At 64.1% G+C, this 24,626-nt stretch carries 24 protein-coding genes and 1 pseudogene; 18 read left to right on the forward strand and 7 right to left on the reverse strand.

The features are described from left to right. Positions 1-183 precede the first annotated feature (183 nt). The 11 genes from rimP (at position 184) to MOE34_RS01490 (ending at position 13,634) form a co-directional block, all read left to right on the forward strand. Entirely contained in the window at positions 184-798 is a 615-nt protein-coding gene (gene rimP / locus MOE34_RS01440; protein ID WP_242220159.1) for a ribosome maturation factor RimP, read from the forward strand. 115 nt (positions 799-913) lie between these two features. Continuing rightward, on the forward strand, positions 914-2,512 hold the full coding sequence (nusA, locus tag MOE34_RS01445) for a transcription termination factor NusA (RefSeq protein ID WP_242220160.1): 1,599 nt from the start codon (positions 914-916) through the stop codon (positions 2,510-2,512). Positions 2,513-2,631: 119 nt separating this feature from the next. Then, positions 2,632-3,285: an RNA-binding protein gene (locus MOE34_RS01450; protein ID WP_242220162.1), complete on the forward strand. Its 654-nt coding sequence runs from the start codon at positions 2,632-2,634 to the stop codon at positions 3,283-3,285. Between the two features lie 101 nt (positions 3,286-3,386). Further along, positions 3,387-6,038 (forward strand): translation initiation factor IF-2, encoded by a 2,652-nt coding sequence (infB, locus tag MOE34_RS01455; RefSeq protein WP_242220164.1) that lies wholly within the window; start codon positions 3,387-3,389, stop codon positions 6,036-6,038. Positions 6,039-6,110: 72 nt separating this feature from the next. Further along, positions 6,111-6,515 (forward strand): 30S ribosome-binding factor RbfA, encoded by a 405-nt coding sequence (rbfA, locus tag MOE34_RS01460; RefSeq protein ID WP_242220167.1) that lies wholly within the window; start codon positions 6,111-6,113, stop codon positions 6,513-6,515. Positions 6,516-6,528: 13 nt separating this feature from the next. Next, positions 6,529-7,461, forward strand: coding sequence for a tRNA pseudouridine(55) synthase TruB (gene truB, locus MOE34_RS01465; RefSeq protein WP_242220169.1), 933 nt, complete (start codon positions 6,529-6,531; stop codon positions 7,459-7,461). Between the two features lie 141 nt (positions 7,462-7,602). After that, complete coding sequence (locus MOE34_RS01470) at positions 7,603-9,330, forward strand: sensor histidine kinase (RefSeq protein ID WP_242220170.1); 1,728 nt, start codon at positions 7,603-7,605, stop codon at positions 9,328-9,330. Then, positions 9,327-9,650 carry an SH3 domain-containing protein gene (locus tag MOE34_RS01475; protein ID WP_242220171.1) on the forward strand — a complete coding sequence of 108 codons (324 nt, stop codon included), beginning with the start codon at positions 9,327-9,329 and terminating at the stop codon, positions 9,648-9,650. The genes MOE34_RS01470 and MOE34_RS01475 overlap by 4 nt, the downstream gene beginning before the upstream one ends. Positions 9,651-9,812: 162 nt before the next feature. Beyond that, the gene (rpsO, locus tag MOE34_RS01480) at positions 9,813-10,082 is read left to right on the forward strand and encodes a 30S ribosomal protein S15 (protein WP_064328820.1); all 270 of its coding nucleotides are present in this window, start codon (positions 9,813-9,815) and stop codon (positions 10,080-10,082) included. Between the two features lie 304 nt (positions 10,083-10,386). Further along, positions 10,387-12,528, forward strand: coding sequence for a polyribonucleotide nucleotidyltransferase (gene pnp, locus MOE34_RS01485; RefSeq protein ID WP_242220172.1), 2,142 nt, complete (start codon positions 10,387-10,389; stop codon positions 12,526-12,528). Between the two features lie 89 nt (positions 12,529-12,617). Further along, a complete protein-coding gene (locus MOE34_RS01490; protein WP_242220174.1) occupies positions 12,618-13,634 on the forward strand; it encodes a class I SAM-dependent methyltransferase in 1,017 nt (338 codons plus the stop codon). 3 nt (positions 13,635-13,637) lie between these two features. Here the strand turns inward: MOE34_RS01490 and MOE34_RS01495 are convergent, their stop codons facing one another. After that, the gene (locus tag MOE34_RS01495) at positions 13,638-14,096 is read right to left on the reverse strand and encodes an Lrp/AsnC family transcriptional regulator (RefSeq protein WP_242220176.1); all 459 of its coding nucleotides are present in this window, start codon (positions 14,094-14,096) and stop codon (positions 13,638-13,640) included. 130 nt (positions 14,097-14,226) lie between these two features. On the opposite strand from MOE34_RS01495, the gene MOE34_RS01500 reads away from it, so the two are divergent. After that, positions 14,227-14,826, forward strand: a complete 600-nt coding sequence (locus tag MOE34_RS01500) for a LysE family translocator (RefSeq protein WP_242220178.1) — start codon at positions 14,227-14,229, stop codon at positions 14,824-14,826. A 48-nt stretch (positions 14,827-14,874) separates the two neighbouring features. Here MOE34_RS01500 and fabI read toward each other — a convergent pair whose 3' ends face one another. From fabI to fabA, 3 genes are all read right to left on the reverse strand, one after another. After that, positions 14,875-15,681 (reverse strand): enoyl-ACP reductase FabI, encoded by an 807-nt coding sequence (gene fabI / locus MOE34_RS01505; protein ID WP_242220181.1) that lies wholly within the window; start codon positions 15,679-15,681, stop codon positions 14,875-14,877. Between the two features lie 5 nt (positions 15,682-15,686). After that, positions 15,687-16,910 (reverse strand): beta-ketoacyl-ACP synthase I, encoded by a 1,224-nt coding sequence (fabB, locus tag MOE34_RS01510; RefSeq protein WP_242220183.1) that lies wholly within the window; start codon positions 16,908-16,910, stop codon positions 15,687-15,689. 66 nt (positions 16,911-16,976) lie between these two features. Beyond that, positions 16,977-17,492 (reverse strand): 3-hydroxyacyl-[acyl-carrier-protein] dehydratase FabA, encoded by a 516-nt coding sequence (gene fabA, locus MOE34_RS01515; RefSeq protein ID WP_160787572.1) that lies wholly within the window; start codon positions 17,490-17,492, stop codon positions 16,977-16,979. Between the two features lie 315 nt (positions 17,493-17,807). Here fabA and irrA point away from each other — a divergent pair, with 315 nt between their 5' ends. Continuing rightward, positions 17,808-18,227, forward strand: a complete 420-nt coding sequence (gene irrA, locus MOE34_RS01520; protein ID WP_242220185.1) for an iron response transcriptional regulator IrrA — start codon at positions 17,808-17,810, stop codon at positions 18,225-18,227. Positions 18,228-18,236: 9 nt separating this feature from the next. Here the strand turns inward: irrA and MOE34_RS01525 are convergent, their stop codons facing one another. After that, positions 18,237-18,872, reverse strand: a complete 636-nt coding sequence (locus MOE34_RS01525; RefSeq protein WP_242220187.1) for a trimeric intracellular cation channel family protein — start codon at positions 18,870-18,872, stop codon at positions 18,237-18,239. 129 nt (positions 18,873-19,001) lie between these two features. Between MOE34_RS01525 and MOE34_RS01530 the strand changes: the two genes are divergently transcribed. Then, positions 19,002-19,475, forward strand: coding sequence for a hypothetical protein (locus MOE34_RS01530; protein ID WP_242220189.1), 474 nt, complete (start codon positions 19,002-19,004; stop codon positions 19,473-19,475). 2 nt (positions 19,476-19,477) lie between these two features. On the opposite strand, the gene MOE34_RS01535 is transcribed toward MOE34_RS01530, so the two are convergent. Together MOE34_RS01535 and MOE34_RS01540 are read right to left on the reverse strand one after the other, a co-directional pair. After that, the gene (locus tag MOE34_RS01535; RefSeq protein ID WP_242220192.1) at positions 19,478-20,269 is read right to left on the reverse strand and encodes a YdcF family protein; all 792 of its coding nucleotides are present in this window, start codon (positions 20,267-20,269) and stop codon (positions 19,478-19,480) included. Positions 20,270-20,293: 24 nt separating this feature from the next. Next, the gene (locus MOE34_RS01540; protein ID WP_242220194.1) at positions 20,294-21,463 is read right to left on the reverse strand and encodes a TMEM43 family protein; all 1,170 of its coding nucleotides are present in this window, start codon (positions 21,461-21,463) and stop codon (positions 20,294-20,296) included. Positions 21,464-21,598: 135 nt separating this feature from the next. Between MOE34_RS01540 and MOE34_RS01545 the strand changes: the two are divergent. From MOE34_RS01545 to MOE34_RS01560, 4 genes and pseudogenes are all read left to right on the forward strand, one after another. Further along, positions 21,599-21,871 (forward strand): annotated as a pseudogene (locus MOE34_RS01545) (DUF2934 domain-containing protein); the annotation flags it as partial. Positions 21,872-22,038: 167 nt separating this feature from the next. Continuing rightward, positions 22,039-23,403: a DUF6538 domain-containing protein gene (locus MOE34_RS01550; RefSeq protein WP_242220197.1), complete on the forward strand. Its 1,365-nt coding sequence runs from the start codon at positions 22,039-22,041 to the stop codon at positions 23,401-23,403. Beyond that, positions 23,400-24,116 carry a hypothetical protein gene (locus MOE34_RS01555; protein WP_242220199.1) on the forward strand — a complete coding sequence of 239 codons (717 nt, stop codon included), beginning with the start codon at positions 23,400-23,402 and terminating at the stop codon, positions 24,114-24,116. The genes MOE34_RS01550 and MOE34_RS01555 overlap by 4 nt, the downstream gene beginning before the upstream one ends. 54 nt (positions 24,117-24,170) lie before the next feature. Continuing rightward, on the forward strand, positions 24,171-24,488 hold the full coding sequence (locus MOE34_RS01560; protein ID WP_242220202.1) for a hypothetical protein: 318 nt from the start codon (positions 24,171-24,173) through the stop codon (positions 24,486-24,488). The last annotated feature ends 138 nt before the right edge of the window (positions 24,489-24,626 follow it).

Raw genomic sequence — 24,626 nt, forward strand, 5'->3', positions numbered from 1 at the left:
GACGAGGGATTAATTTGGCCGCCCACAGGCGCGCCTTGCTGCCGAACTTGCAATTCCGGCGAACCCGGTCTATATCAGCCTCAAATTCTTGATCGTCAGATGAAGAGTGGGTCCGCGAGGACCCGCTCTTTTTTATTGCCCCGATCAAGCGCATGATAACGACACTCCCGGGGAGGGCATGTCATGACCGACACGACCCAGACACAAATTGCCGTCGAGCCGCGGCTGATCGTCGAGACCGGCCTCGACCGCCGCGTAGCCGACATCATCGAGCCGACCATCGAGCAGATCGGCTACCAGCTCGTGCGCGTGCGCCTTTCGGCGCAGAACGGCGCGACCCTGCAGATCATGTGCGAGCGCCCGGACGGCACCATGACCGTCGAGGATTGCGAGCAGGTCTCCATGGCCGTCTCGCCGGTGCTCGACGTTGAGGATCCGATCGACAAGGCGTATCATCTCGAAGTGTCGTCGCCCGGCATCGACCGGCCGATGGTGCGCAAGTCGGACTTCACGCGCTGGCTCGGCCATCTGCTGAAGTGCGAGACGTCGGTCCTCGTCGAAAGCCGCAAGCGCTTCCGCGGTAAGATCGTTGCCGCCGACGAGAACGGTTTCACGCTGGAACGCGACCAGCCCGCCGCCGGTGAGGAGCCGACGGTCGTCATTCCCTTCACGGCGCTCGCCGAGGGCCGGCTGATCCTGACGGACGAGCTGATCCGCGACGCGCTGGCCGCCGACAAGAAGGCGAAGGCCGCGCAGGCCGCCAACCAGAACGACGAAGACGGCGACGACGAAGAATAAGTTGTGAGTGCGCTCCGCCCGTTGCGGTGGAGCGGAGAGGACGGAACCGGAGCGGCGAGCCGCTCCAGATATTGCCGGCGGCGATGCCCCGGCCTGAGACCATGGAGACCTGAAAATGGCAGTCAGTGCGAACCGGCTTGAGCTTCTGCAGATCGCGGATGCCGTGGCCCGCGAAAAGGTCATCGACCGCGAGATCGTGCTTGCCGCGATGGCCGACGCCATCCAGAAGGCGGCCCGCTCGCGTTACGGCACGGAATCGAACATCCGCGCCGACATCAATTCCAAGACCGGCGAAATCCGCCTCCAGCGTCTGCTTGAGGTCGTCGAGCACGCCGAGGACTATTCCACCCAGATCCCGCTGGAACTGGCGCGCGACCGCAACCCGGACGCCAAGCTCGGCGACTTCATCGCCGACCCGCTGCCGCCGATGGATTTCGGCCGCATCGCCGCCCAGTCGGCCAAGCAGGTCATCGTGCAGAAGGTGCGCGAAGCCGAGCGTGACCGCCAGTACGACGAATACAAGGATCGCATCGGCGAGATCGTCAACGGCACGGTCAAGCGCGTCGAATACGGCAACGTTATCGTCGACCTCGGCCGTGGCGAAGGCATCATCCGCCGCGACGAGATGATCCCGCGCGAGAATATGCGCTACGGCGACCGCGTCCGCGCCTTCGTCTACGACGTGCGCCGCGAGCAGCGCGGTCCGCAGATCTTCCTGTCGCGTACCCATCCGCAGTTCATGGTGAAGCTCTTCACCATGGAAGTGCCGGAAATCTACGACGGCATCATCCAGATCAAGTCGGTCGCCCGCGATCCCGGCTCGCGTGCAAAGATCGCCGTTATCTCCAATGATAGCTCGATCGATCCGGTCGGCGCCTGCGTCGGTATGCGCGGTTCGCGCGTCCAGGCCGTCGTCGGCGAGCTTCAGGGCGAGAAGATCGATATCATTCCGTGGTCGCAGGACCCGGCTTCCTTCATCGTCAACGCCCTGCAGCCGGCAGAAGTCGCCAAGGTCGTTCTGGATGAGGATGCAGAGCGCATCGAAGTCGTCGTTCCGGATGAGCAGCTCTCGCTCGCCATCGGCCGCCGCGGCCAGAACGTGCGCCTCGCCTCGCAGCTTACCGGCTGGGATATCGATATCCTGACGGAAGCCGAAGAGTCCGAGCGCCGCCAGAAGGAATTCAACGAGCGCACCAACCTCTTCATGGAATCGCTCGACGTCGACGAGATGGTCGGTCAGGTTCTGGCTTCGGAAGGCTTTGCCGCCGTTGAAGAGCTTGCCTATGTCGATCTCGACGAAATCGCCTCCATCGACGGTTTCGACGAAGACACGGCCCAGGAAATCCAGACCCGCGCCCGCGAATATCTCGAGCGCATCGAGGCCGAGATGGACGCAAAGCGCAAGGAACTGGGCGTTTCCGACGACCTGCGCCAGATCGACGGCATGACGGCTCAGATGCTCGTCGCGCTCGGCGAAGACGGCATCAAGACGATGGAAGACTTCGCAGGCTGCGCCGCCGACGACCTCGTCGGCTGGTCGGAGCGCAAGGACGGCGAGACGAAGAAGTTCGAGGGCCTGTTCTCGAAGTTCGAGGTTTCCCGCGCCGAGGCCGAAGCCATGGTCGTGCAGGCCCGTCTTGCGGCCGGCTGGATCACGGAAGAGGACCTTGCCGTTGAAGAACCGGCCGTCGAGGGCGGTGAAGAGGACGCCTGATCGGGCGTTCTTCAACAAGGAATAGCAGCCGGGGCGCTTTCACAGCGAAGGCGCTTCGGAGTTTGACATGCCGTCGGCCTTTTGTGCTGCGGTTTGCGTCGGCAACAACGGAAACCTATATGGGCAAGAAGGACGATGGCGTGAACGACCGCATGTGCATCGTGACGCGCGAAAGCGGCGATGCGGATGATCTCATCCGTTTCGTCGCGGGACTGGACGGCAGCGTCGTGCCGGACCTCAAGCGTCAGCTTCCCGGACGTGGATGCTGGGTGAAGGCGGAAAGGGCGATTGTCGACAAGGCGGTCGCCAGGAAGCTGTTTGCGCGTGCGCTGAGAGCGGATGCGAAGGCGGGCCCGGAACTGGGCGCGGAACTGGATCGGCTTCTGGCGGCCCAGCTCGGCGGCATGATGAACATGGCACGCAAGGCAGGCCAGTTCATCACGGGCTCTGCGAAAGTGGACCTCGCGGTGCGCTCTCTGGCGGCCCTTGCGGTCTTCCACGCGACGGACGCGGCGGCGGACGGGGTGCGAAAGATAGATCAGGCGAGGAAGGCTGCAAGCTTCCTCACCGAGGACGAGACGGAAATACCCTCCTTCAAGCTCTTCTCGGAGAGCGAATTGGAGGGCCTTTTGGGCCAGAATGCTTTTATCCATGCCGCAGCGCTTGCAGGGCAGGCGGGTGAGGGTGTAGTGAAGCGCGCAATCATGCTCGAAAAATACCGGGGCGACGCCCGGTCGGGGGCACATGGCGGCGCTGGCCAGCCAAACCAATGATGCGGGTTACCGGCTTTCAGCCGGCCCGAATGCATTGGATGTACACATTTGAACGACAGGGTCCGATCCGTATCTGGCCCTGATCTTAGGAACGGAACGGAATGACCGACAACGAAGACGACAAGACGATCAGTGTGGCTGGCAAGAAGACCCTGAGCCTGAAGCCCTCGGGGGTTCACCAGGGAACCGTGCGCCAGGACATGGGTCGTGGCCGCACCAAGGCCGTCGTGGTCGAGACCCGCACGAAGCGCCACTTCAGCCGTCCCGGCGAAGAGCGCCAGGCGGCAGCCCCCGTCACCCCGGTCCAGCGCCAGCCGGAACCGCAGCAGCAGAAGCGCCCCGCGCCGCAGCCTTCCCGTCCTGCCCCGCAGGCCGAGCAGAGCCGCCCGCGCGTCGGCGTTGTGCTGAACCAGCTTTCGCCCGATGAGGTCGAGGCCCGCCGTCGCGCGCTTGCAGAAGCGCAGATCCGCGACGCCGAGGAAGCGCGCCAGCGCGCCGAGGACGAGGCCCGCCGCAAGGTGGAAGAAGAAGCCCGCCGCAAGGCCGAGGAAGAAGCCCGCATCGTCCGCGAGAAGGAAGAGGCCGAGCGCCGCGCCGCCGAGGCCGCCGCACCGGCTCCGGCCGTCCAGGAAGAGGCTGCTTCGCAGCCGGTCGCGCGCCCTGCCGCGGACGCCCGTCCGCAGCCGACCCGCACGCCGGCTCCCGCTCCGGCTTCCACGCCGGTCGCCGGTCGCGGCCGCCGCGAAACCGAAGAAGAAGACGACAAGCGTCCGCGTGGCGGTGCGCCCGCCAATCGCGGCGCCGTCAAGCGTCCGGAACCGGCGAAGGTCCCGGCGCGTCCGAAGGCCGACGACGGCCGCCGTCAGGGCAAGCTGACGCTGACCACCGCTTCGAGCGACGAGGACGGCGCGCAGCGCGGCCGTTCGCTGTCGGCCATGCGCCGCCGTCAGGAGAAGTTCAAGCGCAGCCAGATGCAGGAGACCCGCGAAAAGGTCATGCGCGAAGTCATTCTTCCGGAAACCATCACCATTCAGGAACTGTCGCAGCGCATGTCCGAACGCGCCGTCGACGTCATCAAGTACCTGATGAAGGAAGGGCAGATGATGAAGCCCGGCGATCTGATCGACGCCGACCTGGCTGAACTCATCGCCGGCGAATTCGGCCACACCGTCAAGCGCGTCTCGGAATCCGACGTCGAAGAAGGCATCTTCAACGTTGCCGACGAAGAAGGCGATCTGGAATCTCGTCCGCCGATCGTGACCATCATGGGCCACGTCGACCACGGCAAGACCTCGCTGCTCGACGCCATCCGTCATGCAAACGTGGTCGCTGGCGAAGCCGGCGGCATTACGCAGCATATCGGCGCGTACCAGGTCGAGCAGAACGGCCACAAGATCACCTTCATCGACACTCCCGGCCACGCCGCGTTCACCGCTATGCGTGCCCGTGGTGCGCAGGCGACCGACATCGCGATCCTCGTGGTGGCGGCCGACGACAGCGTGATGCCGCAGACGATCGAGTCCATCAACCACGCCAAGGCGGCGGGTGTTCCGATCATCGTGGCGATCAACAAGATCGACAAGCCGACGGCGGACGCCCAGCGCGTTCGCACGCAGCTCCTCCAGCACGAAGTCTTCGTCGAATCCATGGGCGGTGAAACGCTCGACGTGGAAGTGTCCGCCAAGAACGGCACGAACCTCGACAAGCTCCTGGAAGCAATCCTGCTGCAGGCCGAAATCCTCGACCTCAAGGCGAACCCGAACCGCACGGCGGAGGGCGTCGTCGTCGAAGCCCAGCTCGACCGCGGTCGCGGCGCCGTCGCGACGGTTCTCGTGCAGACGGGTACGCTGAAGCCCGGCCAGATCCTGGTCGCCGGCGATCAGTGGGGCCGTGTGCGCGCGCTCGTCAACGACAAGGGTGAGCACGTCAAGGAAGCTGGCCCGTCCATGCCGGTCGAGGTCCTCGGCCTTTCCGGCACCCCGGCCGCTGGCGACAAGTTCGCCGTCGTCGAGAACGAAGGCCGCGCCCGCGAAATCTCCGAATACCGCCAGCGCCTCGCCCGCGAAAAGCAGGTGGCGCGTCAGTCGGGTTCGCGCGGTTCGCTCGAGCAGATGATGAACCAGCTCCAGAATTCCGGTCTCAAGGAATTCCCGCTGCTCATCAAGGGCGACGTGCAGGGCTCGATCGAAGCCATTGCCGGCGCGCTCGAAAAGCTCGGCACGGACGAAGTGCGGGTGCGCATCGTGCATTCCGGCGCAGGCGCCATCACCGAGTCGGACATTTCGCTCGCCGAAGCGTCCAACGCCGCCATCATCGGCTTCAACGTCCGTGCGAACGCACAGGCCCGCTCGCTCTCCGAGCGCCAGGGCATCGAAATCCGCTACTACAACATCATCTACGATCTGGTGGATGACGTGAAGGCGGCGATGTCCGGCCTGCTCTCGCCCGAGCGCCGCGAAACCTTCCTCGGCTACGCCGAGATCCTCGAGGTGTTCAACATCACGAAGATCGGCAAGGTCGCGGGTTGCCGCGTCACCGAGGGCAAGGTCGAGCGTGGCGTCGGCGTCCGCCTGGTTCGCGACAACGTCGTTATCCACGAAGGCAAGCTCAAGACGCTCAAGCGCTTCAAGGACGAAGTCTCGGAAGTCAATGTCGGCCAGGAATGCGGCATGGCCTTCGAGAACTACGAAGACATCCGCGCCGGCGACCAGATCGAGTGCTTCCGCGTGGAGCATGTCACGCGCACGCTGTAAGCGTTTCGCCAATAGAGTATCGTGCGAGCGCCGGACCTTTTCGGCGCTCGCATTTTTTTGAAGGTGACGACCATGACCAGAGCAACATCCTCGGCGCCGTCGCAACGCATGCTGCGCGTGGGCGAGCAGGTGCGCGCGGCGATCACCCAGGTTCTCCAGCGCGGCGAAGTACGCGACCCGCTTCTCGAAAAGACGGTGATCTCCATCTCGGAAGTTCGCATGTCTCCCGACCTGAAGCATGCCACGGCCTATGTGACGCCGCTCGGCGTCAAGGACCATGAGGTGGTGATCGATGCGCTGAACCGCAATTCGAAATTCATCCGCGGCCGCCTCGGCCCGCATCTGCGCCAGATGAAATACATGCCGGACGTGCGCTTCCGCGACGATACCAGCTTCGACAACTACAAGAAGATCGACGAACTCCTGCGCTCGCCGGAAGTCGCCCGCGATCTCGACGCCGAAGACGGCGACGAATAATTTCAGGTAAAAGATGTCCAGACCCCGCAAACCCAAGGGCCGGCCGGTTTCCGGCTGGCTGATCCTCGACAAGCCGTTCGATTTCGGATCGACCGAGGCCGTCTCCAAGATCAAGTGGCTGTTCAAGGCGCAGAAGGCCGGCCATGCCGGCACGCTCGACCCGCTTGCCTCCGGCATGCTGCCGATTGCGCTGGGCGACGCCACCAAGACCGTTCCCTATGTCATGGATGGCCGCAAGGTCTACGAATTCACCGTGACCTGGGGCGAGGAGCGCACGACCGACGACCTCGAGGGCGAGGTGACGCAAAGCTCGGACAAGCGTCCGACCGCCGATGAGATCAATGCGATCCTCGGCGAATATACCGGCACAATCCAGCAGATTCCGCCGCAGTTCTCCGCGATCAAGATCGATGGCGAACGCGCCTATGACCTTGCCCGCGAAGGCGAGACGGTCGAAATCCCCTCGCGCGAGGTGGAAATCCACCGCCTGACGCTGATCGGCTCGGACGAGAACACGGCGGCCTTCGAAGTGGAATGCGGCAAGGGCACCTATGTGCGCGCGCTCGCCCGCGACTTCGGCCGGCAGCTTGGCTGCTACGGCCATATCTCGGCGCTCCGCCGCACCTTCGTCGCGCCCTTCGGCGAGGACGACATGGTGCCGCTCGCGGACCTGACGGCGCTCGAAAAGATCGAGGACGAAGCGGAGCGGCTTGCCGCCCTCGACGCCTTCCTGATCGATACCGGCGAAGCGCTTTCCAGCCTGCCGCAGATCGTCATCAACGACGATCAGGCGCACCGCCTGCGCATGGGCAATCCCATTATCCTGCGCGGCCGCGACGCGCCGGTTTCCGCGGACGAGGCCTATGCCACGGCGCGCGGCAAGCTGGTTGCGATCGGCGAGATCGGCGGCGGCGAGTTCCGCCCGAAGCGGGTTTTCGCAGGCTAAATATCGGGGGGCGCAGCCCTCCGCCTCCGACTTGATTTCACCACAAGCTGCAGGCTTTATGAAGCGGCGCGGTTCGCCCACAAGCGGGCCGGGCGGCGCTTGGCCGCCCCGCGCGAAGGGTAAGGGGCTTGGCTGTTGACGATGGCGCCGACTGACAGGACGGTGCCCGCGGAGGAGGCGGGCAAGGGCACTGCCGCCGGCCGCGTCCGTCGGCGTATGCACCATCCCGTCGCCTTCTATCTCGTCTGCCTCATCTTCGTCGTCGTCATCCCGGCTTTCCTCTTTTCCCTCGTCGTGCTGAAACGCACCAATGAGGCGCAGGACCGGATATTCGAGTCGCTGCTGCGCACCTCCACCGGAGCCGTGAACCGCGCCGTCGAGCGCGAGATCTCCGGCATGTTCTCGACCCTGAACTTCCTGTCGACCTCCGATAGCCTGCTGAAGGGCGACTATGCGCTGCTGCACGGCCAGGCGACGAAGGCGCTGGAAGGCACGGATATCTACTTCCTCGTCATCGACCAGACGATGCGCCAACTCCTCAACACGCGCGTGCCCTACGGCACGCCGCTGAACCCGGCCTCCGAGCCGGTTTCCGCCGGACTAGCGCTGGTACGGGGCGAGCGCATGGTCTCGGATATCTTCTTCGGCAAGACGGCGCAGCAATGGGTCTTCAACGTCTACCAGCCGATGCGTCTGCCGGACGGCCGGCATGTGCTGCTGACGCTGACGAAGAACGCCGGGGCGCTGCGGCGCGCGGTCAACCCGGATATCCTCTCCCCCGGCTGGAACGCGGCGGTGCTCGATACGCAGGGCAGGGTGATCGTCTCGACCGACGAGACCCAGAAGACGGGCGCGCCCTTCTTCCTGCGCGTCGTGCCGTCGCTCCGCCTTGGCGTCAGCACCATGGAGCAGGACGGCACCAGCTACCAGCTCGTCACGGAATTCTCCGCGCTTGCCGGCTGGCGCATGATCGCCTGGGCGAAATCCTCCGACGTGCAGGCCCCCGCGGTCTCCTCCTTCCTCTGGCTGACGATCGGCGGCTCGGTCTTCGCTGTACTTGCCGCCGTGGGCGCGGCCGGCATTGCCCGCGTGCTCTCGCGCGATGTCCGTCTTCTGGCGCAGGATGCGCGCCGTCTCGGCGAGGGCGAGCGCGTGGCCCCGCGCCCCTATGCCATTTCCGAGCTGGAGACCGTGTCCCATGCGCTGGCGGAGGCGGCCGATGCCCGGATGAAGGCGGAAAACGACGTGCGCTTCCTGATGCGTGAGGTGGCGCACCGTTCCAAGAATCAGCTCACCGTCATCCAGGCCATGCTGAACCAGTCGGCGGCCGGCGCGGAAAGCGCCGGCGATTTCGCAGAGGCCTTTCGCCGGCGCGTCGCGGGTCTCGCCCGCTCGACGGACCTGATGATCGCCAACGCGACGCAGGGTGTGAACCTTGCGGAACTTGCCAGGAACCAGCTCAAGCCCTTCACACCGGACGATGCCGCGCGCGTGCGCATCGCCGGTCCCGCCGTCCGGCTTGGCCCGCAGGCCTCCCAGACGCTCGGCATGGCGCTGCATGAGCTTGCGACCAACGCCACCAAATACGGCGCGCTCGCCAACGAGGCCGGCATCGTCTCCCTGAACTGGACCGTGTCGGGCGACGATCTGAACCTCATCTGGCGCGAGAGCCGTGCGGTGATCGACAGGCAGGCCATTGCCGCCAGCCGCAAGGGCTTCGGCAGCGTGGTGCTGGAGCGCATGCTGGGCATGGCGCTCGATGCCCGGCTCGACTTCCTTGTACATGACGATGGCATCGAATGGCGGGTGACGCTCCCGCTCGCAAGGTTGCGCGACGAGGGCGTCGGCAGGCCGGAGGAGGGGCAATGAGAGCATTCGTCTTGCGGGCTTGCCTGATGGCGGCCACCCTTGCCGCTTCGCCGGCGCTCGCGGCCAGCGAATGCCTCGTCGACGACCCGACCGGAACGCCGCTCAACGTGCGCTCCGCGCCGAGCGGCCCGATCCTGACGACCTTGCCGAACGGCGCGCGCGTGGAGGTGCTGGAAGAAACGAAACGCGGCGGCAAGCGCTGGCTCTTCGTGTCGCTGGCGGGTGAACGGCTCGGCTGGATCTTCGGCGCCTATGTGGTCTGCCCGAAGGGCGGGAATACGCGCGAGGCGGCGCCCGGCCAGCCGACCAGCCAGCGCTGATGGCTCGAATCGGCGGTTGATGACGGCCCCTTCCATTTCGCCCGCTAATGGTTTATAGGCACCGCCAGCAATGCGGGCCTGCCCGCTTGCCTTCACGGCCATTGCTGGACGACATCCCGGCTTTTGGCGACTTTGGTTCTCCATTCATGAAAGGACATCTCGATGTCGATCACTGCTGAGCGCAAGGCTGCGCTGATCAAGGAATACGCCACCAAGGAAGGCGACACCGGTTCTCCGGAAGTACAGGTCGCGATCCTGACCGAGCGTATCAACAACCTGACCGGCCACTTCAAGGACCACAAGAAGGACAACCACTCCCGTCGTGGCCTTCTGACGCTGGTTTCCAGCCGCCGCTCGCTTCTTGACTACCTCAAGAAGAAGGACGAATCCCGTTACAGCAAGCTGATTGCTGCTCTCGGCATTCGCCGCTAAGCCTTTCGGCGGGCGTTCCTTGCGAACGCCCGCCGCTTTCTTTTGCGGAAGAAAATTCCGCCGTACCGTTCTGTCTGTGCCGGCTGCGGCCGCCTCGCGGAACGGGATTCTCCAGCAGGCCGGATGGGCCGGTCCTGCGGAACCAACCGATGGCCTGTCATGGGGCAGGATTGCAGGATGCTTCGGGCGCAGAACGCCACCACGGAAGCCTCCCGCTGTCTTGCCCATGATGCGTCACGAACACGGATAGACCACCTGCGCCTTTTCGGGCGGCGGTGCGCGTATCCGTCAAGAAGGACAAGACATGTTCGATACCCATACGGTTGAAATCGAGTGGGCCGGCCGCCCGCTCAAGCTGGAAACCGGCAAGATCGCCCGCCAGGCTGACGGCGCGGTTCTCGCGACCTACGGCGAAACCGTCGTTCTCGCCACCGTCGTTTCCGCCAAGGCGCCGAAGCCGGGCCAGGATTTCTTCCCGCTGACCGTCAACTACCAGGAAAAGACCTACGCCGCGGGCAAGATCCCGGGTGGCTACTTCAAGCGTGAAGGCCGTCCGTCGGAAAAGGAAACGCTGGTTTCCCGCCTGATCGACCGCCCGATCCGCCCGCTCTTCCCGGAAGGCTACAAGAACGACACGCAGGTCGTTGTCACGGTCGTCCAGCATGACCTCGAGAACGATCCCGACGTCCTGTCGATGGTTGCCGCTTCCGCCGCGCTGACGATCTCCGGCGTTCCCTTCATGGGTCCGGTCGGCGCCGCTCGCGTTGGCTACATCAACGGCGAATACGTCCTGAACCCGCATCTCGACGAGATGGACGAGTCGGTTCTCGACCTCGTCGTCGCCGGCACGCAGGACGCCGTCCTGATGGTCGAATCCGAAGCCAAGGAACTGAACGAAGACGTCATGCTCGGCGCCGTCATGTTCGGCCACAAGGGCTTCCAGCCGGTCATCGACGCGATCATCAAGCTCGCTGAAGTGGCTGCCAAGGAGCCGCGCGACTTCCAGCCGGAAGACTATTCCGAACTCGAAGCCGAAATGCTCGGCCTTGCCGAAACCGAACTGCGCGCTGCCTACAAGATCACCCAGAAGGCTGATCGCTACGCCGCCGTCGACGCCGTCAAGGCCAAGGTGAAGGCACACTTCCTGCCGGAAGGCGTCGAGCCGAAGTACAGCGCAGAAGTCATCGGCGCCGTCTTCAAGCATCTGCAGGCCAAGATCGTTCGCTGGAACATCCTCGACACCAAGAGCCGCATCGACGGCCGCGACCTTGAAACCGTTCGCGCCATCGTTTCGGAAGTCGGTATCCTGCCGCGCACGCACGGCTCGGCTCTCTTCACCCGCGGTGAAACCCAGGCCGTGGTCGTTGCCACGCTCGGCACCGGCGAAGACGAGCAGTATGTCGACAGCCTGACCGGCATGTACAAGGAACGCTTCCTGCTGCACTACAACTTCCCGCCCTACTCGGTCGGTGAAACGGGCCGCATGGGCTCCCCGGGCCGCCGCGAAATCGGCCACGGCAAGCTCGCCTGGCGCGCTATCCGCCCGATGCTGCCGACGGCGGAACAGTTCCCCTACACGCTGCGCGTCGTTTCCGAGATCACCGAGTCGAACGGCTCGTCCTCGATGGCCACCGTCTGCGGCACCTCGCTCGCTCTCATGGACGCCGGCGTTCCGCTGGCAAAGCCGGTTGCCGGTATCGCCATGGGCCTCATCCTCGAAGGCGACCGCTATGCGGTTCTCTCCGACATCCTCGGTGACGAAGACCACCTCGGCGACATGGACTTCAAGGTCGCCGGCACCGCCGACGGCATCACCTCGCTGCAGATGGACATCAAGATCGCCGGTATCACCGAAGAGATCATGAAGGTCGCACTCAGCCAGGCGCAGGGCGGCCGCAAGCACATCCTCGGCGAAATGGCCCACGCCATCTCCGAAGGCCGCAGCCAGCTCGGGGAATTCGCACCGCGCATCGAAGTCATGAACATCCCGGTCGACAAGATCCGTGAAGTCATCGGCACGGGTGGCAAGGTCATCCGCGAAATCGTCGAAAAGACCGGCGCCAAGATCAACATCGAAGACGACGGCACGATCAAGATCGCGTCCTCGTCCGGCAAGGAGATCGAAGCGGCCCGCAAGTGGATCCACTCCATCGTCGCGGAACCGGAAGTCGGCATGATCTACGAAGGCACGGTCGTCAAGACCGCCGACTTCGGCGCCTTCGTCAACTTCTTCGGCCCGCGTGACGGCCTCGTGCACATCTCGCAGCTCGCCCAGGAGCGCGTTGCCAAGACCTCCGACGTCGTCAAGGAAGGCGACAAGGTCTGGGTCAAGCTGATGGGCTTCGACGAGCGCGGCAAGGTTCGCCTCTCCATGAAGGTCGTCGACCAGGCGACCGGCAAGGAAATCGCCGCCGACAAGAAGGGCGACGGCGAAGCCGCCGAGTAATCGGACACCAATGCATGAAGGGGGCGCGGAGCGGCACGTTCCGCGCCCCTTTTCTTTTTTAGAGACCAATCATCCGCCGAAAGCCGACCATGACCCGCGACGCCCTGAAAACCCTGTTCCATCCCTTCGCCTCCGGCACGCTCGGCCTGCCGGGTGAGGGGGAACGCTACCTCTTCCTCGGCGCGGAAGCCGGCCAGCGCCCGCCGGAAGGCTTTGGCGCGTCCCTGGAGGCGGTGCAGCCGCTGCGCTCGCTCTATCGCGGGCTGGAAGCCGTGCGCGCACCGGTCAAGCCCGTCATCGAGGGCGAGGATTTCGACGGCGCACTCATCCTGATGACCAAGCACAAGGGTGAGAACGAAAACCGCATCGCCGAAGCCCTGCGCCGCGTGCGTACGGGCGGCCTGATCGTCGTTGCCGGCGGCAAGGAAGACGGCGTGCAGTCCATGCGCAAGCGCCTCGACCAGCTTGGCCTGACGGGCGATTCCATGCCGAAGTACCATGGCCTCGCCATCTGGTTCGCCCGCCCGGAAGACCCGGCGGAAGCGATCTCCAAGCTCGCGGCCAAGCCGGTGCGCATCGCCGGCCGCTTCACGGCGGCGCCCGGCATGTTCTCGCATGACCGCATCGACGACGGCTCCGAACTGCTCGCCACCCGCATCCCGGAGGATTTCAACGGCCACGCCGCCGATTTCGGCGCGGGCTGGGGCTATCTCTCCGTCATGCTCGGCGGCCGCGCGCCGTACGCGAAGGGCATCGACGTCTTCGAAGCGCATTACGAAGCGCTGGAAGCCGCCAAGGAGAACATGGCGGAGAACTGCCCGAACATCCCGGCGCGCTTCTACTGGTTCGATCTGACGACGGAAACGCCGCGCGACCACTACGACCTCATCGTCATGAACCCGCCCTTCCATGAGGGCCATGCCGCCGACCACTCGCTCGGTGCTGGCATGATCCGCATGGCGGCGAAGTCGCTGAAGATCGGCGGCCGCCTGCTGATGGTCGCCAATCGCGGCCTGCCCTACGAGCCGGTGCTGAAGGAGGCTTTCAAGGAAAGCGGCGAGCTTTGCCGCAACGCCCGCTTCAAGGTGCTGTGGGGCAAGCGCTGAGCCTCATAAAGGCAGCGCGAAGCTTTGCTTGACCGTTTCGCTCGGCACATCCGTCTTGACGGTCTGGATGCCGTTCCTGCGGGTGAGATGCGTCGACTGGAAGCGGCGATAGTCTTCCAGATCCGAGACGACGACGCGCAGCAGCGCGTCGCTCTCGCCGAGCATGATATAGCACTCCACCACCTCCGGTAGCCGCTTCATGGCGGCGATGAAATGGTCGATGGTCTCGGCATCCTGCGCCGTCAGGGAGATGCGCGCGAACATGGAAAGCTGCAGCCCCACCTTCGCCTGATCCACGACCGCGACATAGCGGTCGATGATACCGGCCTCCTCCAATAGCTTCACTCTTCGAAGGCAAGGGGAGGGCGACAGACCGACCCGCCTTGCAAGCTCGACATTCTGCAGGCGGCCATCCTGTTGCAGCTCGCGCAGGATACGGCGGTCGATATCGTCAAGCTGCATTGAAATCCTCACAAACGTTCAAGCCATTCAGCGGCATGGAATGCCAAATTCTTGTCCATTGCTGGCATTTTCGCAACCCCGTTGCGCATGGGACGGCATAGGGTGCCGATGTCTGGGTGAGGAGGGCAGGATGGACTGGGCTTGGATAATGGCGGCATCGGGCTTTGCCTTCGCCATGGCGGGCACGCCGGGGCCGAACAATACGATGGTGATGGCATCAGGCGCCAACTACGGCTTCCGTCGCACCCTCCCGGTCGCAATAGGCATGGGCATCGGCGTGGCGGTCATCATCTTCACTGTGGCTGCGGCAGGCGGCGCGGTCTTCTCGGAGCCGCGCGTGCATCTGGTGCTGAAATGGATCGGCATCGCCTATCTGCTCTGGCTCGCCTGGCGTATCGCGACGGCTCCGGTCGGCCACTCGTCCGAGAGCAGCCGGCAGCGGCCGTTCACCTTCGTCGAAGGCGCGTTGCTGCAGCTCGTCAATCCGAAGCTCTGGGTGATGGTCGCGGGCGCTGTGGTGACTTATGGCGGGGGCGTTGCCGGGGACTTTGCGATCCCATCCGCTTTCGCCGTCATCTTCGGCGGCGCGACGCTGGTGAGCACGCTGGCCTGGGCCGGCATTGGTGTTGGGGCAGGGCGCTTCATGACAGGGGAGCACAGCCTGAAGCTGTTCAACAGAGCCATGGCGCTGCTGCTGGTGCTGTCGCTTGTGCCGGTCGTATTCGACTGAGCACAAAGAAAAACGGCGCGAAGGAGAACTTCGCGCCGTGTGTGTGTCTTACTCGCTGTCCGCTTTCGCCAGCCGCTCCAGCGTCGGCATGGAGGTGATATTGTAGCCGGCATCCACATAGTGGATTTCGCCGGTAACGCCGCTCGACATGTCAGAGAGCAGATAGAGCGCCGAATTGCCGACATCCTCGATGGTGACGGTGCGGCGGAGCGGGGCGTTCTTCTGCTGCCAGGAGAGCATGGCGCGGGCATCGGAAATGCCGGCGCCGGCCAGCGTGCGGATCGGCCCGGCCGAGATTGCGTTGACGCGAATGCCCTGCGGACCGTAGTCGCCGGCGAGGTAGCGCACGGAGGCTTCCAGCGCGGCCTTGGCGACGCCCATGACGTTGTAGTTCGGCATGATGCGCACCGAGCCGCCATAGGTCAGCGTCAGCATCGAGCCGCCGTCCGTCATCAGGTCCGCCGCGCGCTTGGCGATCTCCGTGAAGGAGAAGCAGGAGATGACCATGGTGCGCGAGAAGTTGTCGCGCGAAGTGTCGGCGTAAAGGCCCTTCAGCTCGTTCTTGTCGGAGAAGCCGATGGCGTGCACGACGAAGTCGAGCTTGCCCCACTTTTCCCTGATCGCGTCGATCGTCGCATCCACCGAGGCGATGTCTTCGACGTCGCAGGGGATGACGAAGTCCGAGCCGAGTTCGGCGGCGAGCGGCTTAACGCGCTTGCCGAGCGCTTCACCCTGGTAGGTGAAGGCCAGTTCCGCGCCGACGCCGGCGAGCTTCTGGGCAATGCCCCAGGCGATGGAGTGGTTGTTCGCGACCCCCATGATGAGGCCGCGCTTGCCGTTCATGATCCCGGTCATCGGTGTCATCCGTTGTGGCGCTGGAAGACCAGCGTGGCGTTCGTGCCGCCGAAGCCGAAGGAGTTGGAAAGAACCGTGTCGATCTTCGCATTGTCGATGCGCTTGCGCACGATCGGAACGCCGTCGAATTCCGGGTCCAGCTCGGTGATATGCGCGCTTTCGCCGATAAAGCCGGCCTGCATCATCAGGAGGCCGTAGATCGATTCCTGCACGCCGGCAGCGCCGAGCGAGTGGCCGGTCAGCGACTTGGTCGACTGGATATGCGGGATCTTGTCGCCGAAGACTTCGCGGATCGCGCCGATTTCCTTGCTGTCGCCGACGGGCGTCGAGGTGCCGTGCGTGTTGATGTAGTCGACATCGCCCTTCACCGTGGCGAGCGCCTGGCGCATGCAGCGGATCGCGCCTTCACCCGACGGTGCCACCATGTCGTAGCCGTCGGAGGTCGCACCGTAGCCGACGATCTCGGCATAGATCTTCGCGCCGCGGGCCTTGGCATGCTCCAGCTCCTCGAGGACGAGGACGCCAGCGCCGCCGGCGATGACGAAGCCGTCGCGGCTGACGTCATAGGCGCGTGAGGCGGTGGACGGCGTGTCGTTGTACTTTGAGGACATGGCGCCCATGGCGTCGAAGAGGTTCGACATGGTCCAGTCGAGGTCTTCGTGGCCGCCGGCGAACATGATGTCCTGCTTGCCCCACTGGATCATCTCCGCGGCATTGCCGATGCAGTGCGCGGAGGTCGAGCAGGCCGACGAGATGGAATAGTTGACGCCGTGAATCTTGAACCAGGTGGCGAGCGTCGCCGATGCCGTCGAGGACATCGCCTTCGGCACGGCGAACGGGCCGATGCGCTTGGGCGAGTTGTTCTTGATGGTGATGTCGGCCGCCTCGATCAGCGTGCGGGTGGACGGACCGCCCGAACCCATGATGATGCCGGCGCGCGGATTGGCCGAGTATTCGGACTCTTCGAGGCCGGAATCGGCGATCGCCTGCTTCATGGCGACGTGGTTCCACGCACCGCCCTGCGAGAGGAAGCGGGCCGCGCGGCGATCGACGAGGTCGGTCGTGTCGATGCTCGGCGAACCCCAGACCTGGCACTTGAAGCCGTGGTCAGCGAAGTCCTGGCTGAAGCTGATACCCGAGCGTGCATCGCGCAGCGATGCCGTCACTTCGTCAGCATTGTTCCCGATGGAGGATACGATCCCCAGACCCGTGACAACTACCCGTCTCATATTCCTGACCTTTTCTTGAACGTCTCGTGGCGGGGGCGGCGCACCGCCCCCAAAAGGCTGTCCGCCTTAGGCTTCCTTGTCCTTCGACAGGCCGACGCGCAGGTCGGTCGCCTGATAGATGGTCTCGCCATCGGCCTTCAGCCAGCCGTCCGCCGTGCCGAGCACGAGGCGGCCGCGCATGACGCGCTTGAAGTCGATGCCGTATTCCAGAAGCTTGGTGTCCGGGCGGACCATGCCCTTGAACTTCACTTCGCCGGTGGAGAGCGCCATGCCGCGGCCCGGCTCGCCGAGCCAGCCGAGGAAGAAGCCCGTGAGCTGCCACATGCCGTCGAGGCCGAGGCAGCCCGGCATGATCGGGTTGCCCTGGAAATGACAGGGGAAGTACCAGTCATCCGGCTTCACGTCGTATGCGGCGCGGATATAGCCCTTGTCGAAGGCGCCGCCCGTTTCGGAAATGTCGGTGATGCGGTGGACCATCAGCATGGGCGGCAGGGGAAGCTGCGCGTTGCCGGGGCCGAAAAGCTCGCCGCGGCCGCAGGACAGGATTTCCTCGTAGTTGTAGCTGGATTGCCTGGTCGTCATCGAATGTCTCATCCCCGGTCTATGCAACGCCTTTCCGGCGTCCGATCTCTTGGAGGCGCGGGGCGAATGGAAGCACCCGCATCTCCGTTCTTTTCCCGCCGCGCCCGGCCCGGGCAAGACGTTATTTCTGCTGTCCGCATACATGATGCTCGGCTTCACAGCCAGCGCAAATTGCCGTGACAGGGGCAAAGGCCCCGGTTTTTCCGCATGTTGCGTGGCTTTCGGCCGCCGCAATCCTATTGAATCCCGGCGGCGCTAAAGTTATATCGAAAGCTCAAGATTGTTGTTCAAGGCCTGACGAACGGATCCGTGCCCATGACGCATGCACACGAGACGCCCATCGAAGAGCGCCTGCGCCATAGCGGCCTGCGCCCCACGCGCCAGCGCGTGGCCCTGGGCGATCTGCTGTTTGCCAAGGGCGACCGTCACCTGACGGTGGAGGAATTGCACGAGGAGGCCGTCACGGCCGGCGTGCCGGTGTCACTGGCGACCGTCTACAACACGTTGCACCAGTTCACCGAGGCAGGCCTGATCCGCGTTCTGGCCGTCGAAGGCTCGAAGACCTATTTCGACACCAACATTTCCGACCACCACCACTTCTTCGTGGAAGGCGAGAACCACGTTCTCGACATTCCCGTCAGCAATCTCGAGATCGGCAACCTGCCGGAGCCGCCGGAAGGCATGGAGATCTCGCATGTGGACGTGGTCATCCGCCTGCGCCCCCGCAAGGCCTGAAATCGTCCGTCACATCACATCGTCGGGATGCCGGCCCGGCCGCGGCCGGTAGACCGGGAAGCGCCAGCCGAAGCGCAGTGCCCCGCCGCGCACCAGGAAGGCCGCGCCCATGCCGAGCGCCGAAGCGAGCCACAGCGGCGCGCCGGCCACCGTTGCCGCCGTGAAGGCCGCCGCGCCGATCAGCGCTGCCGTGACGTAGATTTCGGGCCTCAGCAGCACGGACGGCTCGTTGGCGAGAAGATCGCGGATGATGCCGCCGAAGCTTGCCGTCAGCACGCCGGTGGTGATGGCCACGGTCGGCGATCCCGTCGCTGCAAAGCCCTTGGCCGCGCCCATGACGCAATAGGCCGAAACGCCCATGGCGTCGAGCCAGAGCAAAAGGCGGTAGCGCGACTCGATGCGGTGTGCGAGCACGAAGACGACGAGCGCGACCGCCACGCAGACGATGAGATAGGTCGGGTTCACCACCCAAAAGACGGGCGTCGCGCCGAGGATCACGTCGCGGAACGTGCCACCGCCGATGCCGGTGGCGGCAGCGAGGAACAGGAAGCCGATGATGTCGAGCTGCTTGCGCGAGGCCGAGAGCGCGCCCGTCGCGGCGAAGACGGCGACCCCCGTATAGTCCAGAAATTCCAGGATCGGCACGGCTTCCCCCTCGCGACCTAAGCCTCGCGACAGCTTTGCTGCATTAGAATGCGCGCGCCGGCAGAATCATGCCGCACGGCGCTCCGGCCGCATAATGACCGAATCGCCCGCCATGGAAAGGTTTGAGATATGGCCATCCGCATGCGTTTTCTCGCGTTTCTCTCCGCCGTGCTCGTTCTGGCCGCCGCGCCGGCCCGGGCCGCCGAGATCGTGCCGGATGCGCTGGCCGCCGTTCAGGCCGAGGTCGCCGAGCGTTGCAAGACGGCGGTCTATGGCGATGATTTCGCCGATACCGTCGATTTCAACAACGACCGCCTGCCCGATGCGATCTTCAATCTCGGCGCGGTCAATTGCGACGGCGTGCCCGGCGGCCTGTGCGGCAATGTCGGCTGCCCGCATGAATTCTACATCCAGGTGGCCGAGGGCGGCTATTTCCTCGCCGCCAATGCGGATCTCTACGGCTATGACATGAAGAAGCGCTTTGGCAACATGGTGCTGGAACTGAAGGCCGACGCGGCGAGCTGCGGCCGCGACGACGACGAATATTGCACCATGACCATCCGTGTGCGGAACGCCCGCTTCGAGACGATCTCCAAGAAATAGGCCTATTGCGGCAGGAAGGCGTCCGTCCGGCCCGCCAGGCGGTAGAAGGCAAGGCCTGTCCATTCGCGCATCGCCGTCGTCATCAGTTGCGCGTTGATGGAAGGCTGGGTGAGATCCAGCCCGAGGCGCGCCGTTCCGGTCGTGCGGTAGTCCGTCGGCCAGGGCAGGACCGTAAGCCCCAGCTTGCGGAAGAGGCCGACCGAGCGCGGCATGTGGAAGGCGGAGGTTACCAGCAGGCAGTTTTCGAGGCCGTTCCGTTTCAGGAGATCCTGCGTGTTGCCCGCATTCTCGAACGTATCGCGCGATTCCGTCTCCCGGATCACCCGCGTCGCAGGCACGCCGAACGCCTCGAGGAAGCGCGGCCCGACGATGGCGTCCCCTTCATAGGCCCCGCTCAGCGATCCATCGCCGCCGGAGATCAGGATGCGCGCCTGCGGGAATTCCAGCGCGAGCCGCAGCGTCTCGACGAAGCGGTCGCCGGCCTGGGTCATCTCGAAGCCGCCACGCGCCGTGACGACCTCGGATTCGAAGCCGCCGCCGAGCGTGATGATGCAGATCGGCCCGCCGGCGGGCAGCGCGGCGCGGGGAATGCGGTCCTCCAGCTTCTGCAGCAGGACGGCGCCGCTCGAGGTGAAGAGCGTTGCGAACAGCAGGAGCGCCGCCGCCGCGCTCGCCCAGGTGCGGGTACGGTTCCACTTGAGGAACCCCGCACCGAGGCCGGCGAGAATGAGGAACAGGGCAAGCGAAAGCGGCTGGGCCAGAAGCCAGAAGATCTTGGAAATATAGAACGTCACGCCTTGCCCATCCTGCTCTTGTCGCTATGCGGTCGCGGCGGTCGTGGCCGCCCCCTTGCCGCGCCGCAGATAGAGGATGCCCGCCGCCAGCGCAATGCCGGCGGCCAGGATCGCGATGGCGATGAACGGTCGATAGGCGATCCAGGCGATGGCAATGACGGCGGGGCCGAGCAGCAGCGTGAAGATGAGCGCGATGGCCGTGGTGCCGAAGCGCACGATGGAGCCGACGAAGGGCACCACATCGGCGATCACGCCGAGAATGGAGAGGATGAACGAAAAGCCGACGAAGAGGCCGATGAGGCCGCCCGCCCGCACCAGCCAGGTGATGGTGGTGTTCTCGCTCTGCGCCGCGTCGAACATGACGGCAGCGTCGGCGATGCCGGCCCGGCTGAGGAAGAGGTTGCGTCCGTTCGTGGTCTTGTAGGGGATGAGGCTGTTGCCGCGCTGCGCGCCGACGAAGCTCGCCTCGGCAATGTCTGACCGCTCGAAGCGGATGCGGATATCACCGACCTGCGGGTTCTGCGGGTCGGAGGAGAACACCGCCTGACCTGCAATGGCCGAGACCGGCCTGCCAATCGTCACCGCCTCGCCGATGCGGCCCGCCTCGATGGCTGTCAGCGGCACGGGACGATCGTCGCCGAGGCCCGCAAGCGTGCGACCGTCCAGGCTGAAGGCGCCGATCGTTGCCGTGGGAACGGCGAAGCTCGCGCCGTCGATGGGCATCTGCGGATTGTCGTGCCCGGGCTGGCGGAAGCTGCTCGAGCTGATCTCCCGCTGGTTCCATTCCTTGCGATAGGAATAGGTGGTGACGGTCTCTTCGCTGCCGCCGAGCTGCTTGCGTGTCTCGGACGAGGAGCTTTCCACCCACTGGAACATCTCGACGATGCGCCGCAGTCCCACGGCCCCGTCCGCGGAAACGCCGAGCATGTCGTCCTCAGGCACGCCAACGGGTTTCACTGGCCCTGAAATATGCACGAGCCTGCCCTCGTTCGCCGGATCGACGCTGCCATTGTCGACCGAAACGACAAGGCCGGCGCCCTCGACGAGCGCCCTGTAGGTCTTCACCGAACGACCCTCGTTCCAGAAGAGAAGCCAGACGCAGGCGATCACCAGGAGGAATCCGACCAGAATCCTGATCAGCGCTCCCTTCAGCCTGGCGAACCAGGACGTGGTCGTCGTTTCCGTAAAGCTCATGGTATCCCCCGCAAAGCGTGCGCTCCCGCCTGGAGCGCCTGAAAGACCATGCTTATTCACGGTTCCTGAACCGCGCAAGCGGGGAACTTTCCCGGCCTCCCGCCCGTTTATCCTGTTTGTATGGAAGGGAGCACGTCCATGGCACAGGACCGCGAAGACCGCATCCGCAAACGCGCCTACCAGCTCTGGCAGCAGGAAGGCTCGCCGGAAGGCCGGCCGGACGACCACTGGCTTCAGGCCGAACGGGAAATCGACCACGGCGATGGCGAGATCGAGGGCGACGACCAGCCAAACCTCGCAGCCCTCCGCGAAGCCGCCCGCCAGCACAACGACACCTTCCTCGTGAAGACCGACCTGGAAGATGCGGAGCAGCGCGAGGCGACGCCGGGGATGCGCGAACAGCCGTAATGGCTTGCTGTGGATCGGGTATCTGGTTCAGGGAGAAATTTGGTGGAGCTAAGCGGGGTACGAAAACCGAGGGGTATTGCGCTTTTCGTTTCAAATAGTTAAATGTAACCAATGAGTTCCAAGGATCACCTTGGGTACGTAATTGGGTACGCACCGGACGATTTGAAGTGGCAAGACCAGCAAAAAGTGACAAGCGATACCTTGAGCAACACGGCGCGAAATGGCGCGTTGTCGTGGCGGTCCCCAGAGACCTAAGGGCAACTTTGGGGGCCTCTAAGCTCAAGTACACTCTGGAAACCGACAGTTTATCAGAGGCCAATCGGCAGAAGTGGGCTGTGGTGGCGGAGTTGCAGGGCCGGATAGAGTCCGCGAGAAATCCCCAAGGGAACCCGGACGACCTCCGCAAAGAGGCCGCTAAGCTGGCAGCGCTTCGCCGGTCCACGACGACCGAAGATGAAGAAGAAGGCTTGGATGCCTACATCTTACATCGTGTCGAAGAGATTGTTGGCAAGGCCATCGGCACCGACCGGCAAGGTGACGCCATCTATGAGGCGGCGCGTGAAAGCGAGGGCAAGCTCTTCGCCGGGATCGCAACGGGCCAGCGGACGCCGATAGATGCACACCGGCAACGCTATCAGGCGAGCTTGCGTGTGAAGGCTCGAACGCTGGCGGATGACAACAGGGCGATGAAGTACCTGCTAGACTGGTGCAAGGCGGAGAACGTGCCGCCGTTTCTTGAGAGCTTCGGGCGGCGTGATGCCATTCGGTTTGCAGATGCCTTCCCTGCCTTGATTGGCACCGAGCAGCCCCGCACCCTGAACAAGTACATTCGCCGTCTTGGTTCCTATTGGAAGTGGATGGAGAGCCGCGACGAGGTGTCCGCGAACGTTTGGCAGGGGCGCACCTATACCATTCCGATTGAGACTGACGCTCAGAAGGAGCGCCCCTTCACGACTGCCGAGTTGGTGGCCTTGCTCAATGGTCCCGCCTCGCCGGAAATGCACGACCTCATGCGTATCGCTGCCCTGACAGGGGCGCGGCTGGACGCTATCGTTTGCCTCAGGGCGAAGGACTGCAAGGATGGAAACTTCATCTTCAAGCCGCAGAAGAAGGAAACATCGTCCCGGCTTGTCCCGATCCACTCGGCCCTCAAGGAAATCGTAGAGCGCCGCACGGCCAACCTTGGGGAGGACGACAGCATATTCCCCGAGTGGCCCCCGGCGAAGTCCAGCAAGTCCTTGCGTGAACATTCGTTCAAGGCGTCGAACAATTTCACCGACTACCGCCGCAGCTTAAAGGTCGAAGACACGCGAGAGGGCAACAGGCGGTCCCGCGTCAACTTCCATTCCTTCCGTCGCTGGTTCATCACCGCTGCCGAACGGGCAGACCAGCCGGAGGGCATCATCGCGGCAGTCGTGGGCCACAAGCGGAACGGGATGACCCTTGGGGTTTACTCGGCGGGACCAGCGCTGGAGCAAGCAAGGCGATGTGTTGAGGCGGTCAAGCTCCCGAGTGGGAAGCAATCCTCATGAATGAACGGATGTCTCTCTCCGAAATCAAAGCCGCAATCCTGAAAAAGCGACGGCAACGGATACGGCGTCACACCTATGCCTACGTGGCCGATGCCATCATTGCAGACGCGACAACCGACCAGCCCTTCCGGCACCGGCTGATTTTCGACTGGTGGAACCGTGTGGTGGACCCGCTGGAAGCCGAGAAATTTGACGTCGAGCGGCTACGCTATTTCCGCTCGCGATTGAAAGAGCATCGCAATTCCGCCGCCCACAATGCCGCCGTTCGGCAGGGTAAGGAGAGCGGGGCGACCCTTCGAAGGCTGAATACTGCAAATCTCGCATACGTTCAGCATCAGGTGCAGCGCCTATCGGATCGCAGTCTAAACTACGCGGCGGCGGAGCGAGCCGTGGCCGAGAGCGACCGCGCCTTTGAACACCTAGCGTTGGGGCTGGTGGCGCTTCCTGAGCTTCGCACCCGACAGTTCGGCCGTCTGGAGCGGATAGCCTTTACGTGCTCTTGCGATCCACGTTTCCCCGCGCTTGCGGAACGCCTTCGGTCTGACCCGGCTGGCATTCTCCCCGATATCGCCCCGAGGTGGATCGAAAGACGGCTCACAGAAATCACCGATCCCGTCGATCCGATCTGGCTGTTTGGCGATGACTACATCGAGACAAAACGTCGGGAAGGTCTTATACGGAAGTTAGAAGAAGAATATATGAATGAAATCTGATAGTTATTATGGATGCACTATGAGGACACCCCAAGCCCTCGAAAGGAGCTACCCATGAACTACGAAACCTTCTTCTGCACCGCCCTTCCGGCCGCCAAGCAAGCCACGCGCCACGTCTTTGAAGGCCTGAAAGGCGACAAGACGATGCGGTCGCGAGGGCCGCTCGCAGAGGATCATGTCATTCTGTTGGGGATGGCCGTTCGCTGGCTGGATGCTTGCGACGAAATCCTCACCCGAGAGTCATCTCCCAGCCCCGCTCAGCTTTTGCAGGTCGGGAAGACGATGGTCGATGCGAACAAGATTTTGTTTGATGCCGTGGCGTGGTACGCCAACGCGGACAAGCTGAGCAACGCCGCGTGCTCTTGGGTCTAGCGAGCAATTCGCTGCCCGGAGGCTCTGCCCATTCCTTCGCGGGACCTCCTTCCATCTCCTTCTTCACCGTCTCCGCCCACTTGTCTACCTATCCCGCATGTCGTCGCCCTCCCGCGACGTGCGGTCCCCGTTGGCCGC

Origin of the sequence: Shinella zoogloeoides, from assembly GCF_022682305.1 — a bacterium.
Classification (GTDB): domain Bacteria; phylum Pseudomonadota; class Alphaproteobacteria; order Rhizobiales; family Rhizobiaceae; genus Shinella; species Shinella zoogloeoides_B.